The organism is Chitinophaga sp. (assembly GCF_036569125.1).
Taxonomy (GTDB): domain Bacteria; phylum Bacteroidota; class Bacteroidia; order Chitinophagales; family Chitinophagaceae; genus Chitinophaga.
Map to the genome: position 1 here is coordinate 1 of NZ_DATCRF010000396.1, position 2,192 is coordinate 2,192.

Consider the following 2,192-nt stretch of genomic DNA (forward strand, 5'->3'; position numbering starts at 1 on the left):
GTATTTGCCCATGCTATTAATATGTCCCGCGATTTTACAGCGTAGGCCTCATTGCCGGTAAAATACCACATCAGCGACAGGTAAAATGCAGCGCTCATATCGCTCATCCATTGGTTACGGTTAATGTGGGGATTACGGCTAACCGAGGCAAAAGGTCCCTGCATCTGATAGGTCAGCTGCGACTTACCGTCTGCGGCAAGCACATCGTATGCCTGTTTCCACGGGTAATCGCCGGCCTGCACATGCGCTTTCAAAATGCTCAGGTCCGAACCGGATAAAGGAATACCAGGGTGCACAAAATTCTGCGCCCCTGTTTTTGAGGAAAACAAAAAGATAAAGACCGCTGCCCAAAAGCAGCTCAGCCTTCTGGCCTTTGATAAAGTGCCAGGGGTAGAATTCATCATAGGGTTCTTTTTTAAGGTTAAAATTTGTATCAGTGAATATTTCTAAAAAGATCATCGCCTGGTATATTGGGCGGATGTTTTGCTGCCGTGATGGATGTTCCGGTAAGCGCCCTTTACAATCGGCTGCTGCGCAATGGTTATGCTGTCAAAGGTGGCCTTGTTCAAATTGGCGCTGTTGGAAGAAACGGCTAATCCAACATAGTAGGCGCCCGCCATGGATGCTGTAACCGGTGCGCCTACCGCAAACCAGGTTGTTCCATCGGTTGATTGATAGGCGGTGAATGTGTTACCTGCTCTTTGCAAACGGAACCAGGTGGGCGTACGGGTATATGCATTACCGGTTTTAAAGCTCATGGAGCCGCCTGCAGCAGTACGGCTTCCAAATCTTGCTTCCCGGATGCCGCCGTCGCCTGATGTCATGCTAAAAGCAATGGCATTGGCAGAAAGCGACTCCCGGATCATAATGCCTGTTTTCTGTGAACCGCCGCCCGTCCATGTACTTTCTGCCACACGTGCGGTGATGGTAACGTCGCCGGTTACACTTTTATACACATAGCTTAAACCATCTGCGGCGCCACCAATGCCGGCACCGGAACCGCTCACTACAAATGTGCCATTGCTTACATTAGCATAAGCTGCCGTGCCTGCAGTGGCCACAGTTCCAATGTCCTGTTTAGTCCAGCCGGCAGGTAATGCACCCGTAGCTGCGGGCGTTGCATTTACTGCTGAAGAATTACTGCCTGTACCTGCCTGGTTAATTGCAGATACAACATAATAGTAGCGGGTACCATTCGTTACACTTGTATCTTCATATAAAGGGAAAGTACCCTTGTAGGTTGCTATCGTAGCATAGGGGCCGCCGCTTGTTGTTGAGCGCAGTACATTATACCCGTTTGCCGTAGCAACAGGATCCCATCTTAACCAAACCTTTTTAACACTGGCAGTTGCTTTCAACCCGGATGGCGCAGCCGGCGCCGGGGATGCAGGATAAGGTGAGGCGGCTGCATTGAGGGTATAACAGAGGGTGCCAAATCCAAGGTTATCATCATGCTCAAATCCTTCGGGGCGGTTCACCTCCGCCATGGCCTTTACATTGGGCGCGCTTAATCCTTTTCTTACCACATAGTGGTTGTAGATCATTTCCCAGATAGGGCGCTGCAACCGTCCCCTGCCACCGCTGTTTTGTTCCGACGCCCAATAGTTGAGCACATTATCGCAGTTATTATAGGTAGTATAGGGCACGTTTTTCCAGAGATTATATTTGGCGGTATATTCAGCGCCTGCCAGCAGGCGGTTGTTATCATACCCATACATATCCTGTCCCTGGTTCCAGGCTATCTGGCAAAAGCTTGCAAGCATACCTACGCCTAACAGCGCATGCTCCTGATCGCGGCCGGTCTCCTGCCACTGTGCCAGCCCGCCCGGATATACAAAAGGAATTGCATTGGCGATGTTGCCGTTGCCGGCCCCTGATTTAAAATAAGTAATCGCTTCATTGAACTTAGCCGTGTCATCACATAACACGCCGATGCCTAAAATAGCGGTGATGTTACAGATATCCCAGTTAGCCCAGTAATGCGTGATGCAGGCGTTGTTATGGCGGGTTAAGAAGTCATGACAGTTCGGATACAGGTAGTTGATCATCATGTTTTTGAACTGCTTAAAATCTGTCTGCGACCAGTTAGGATAAAGCCGCAGGATCTCTGCTGCCACCGCAAATTCATACACGGCTATGCCCATTAACCCGGGAATGTCCTGGCCACTCGGCACCTGGTCCACCGCATAGGC

General features: G+C 50.2%; 1 protein-coding gene and 1 pseudogene. Both read right to left on the reverse strand.

Going from position 1 to position 2,192, the window contains the following annotated elements:
- Positions 1 to 404: pseudogene (locus tag VIM87_RS14800) on the reverse strand (hypothetical protein); the annotation flags it as partial.
- A gap of 51 nt (positions 405 to 455) precedes the next feature.
- Positions 456 to 2,192: alginate lyase family protein (locus VIM87_RS14805; protein ID WP_331997740.1), on the reverse strand; the 1,737-nt coding region annotated here is incomplete at its 5' end.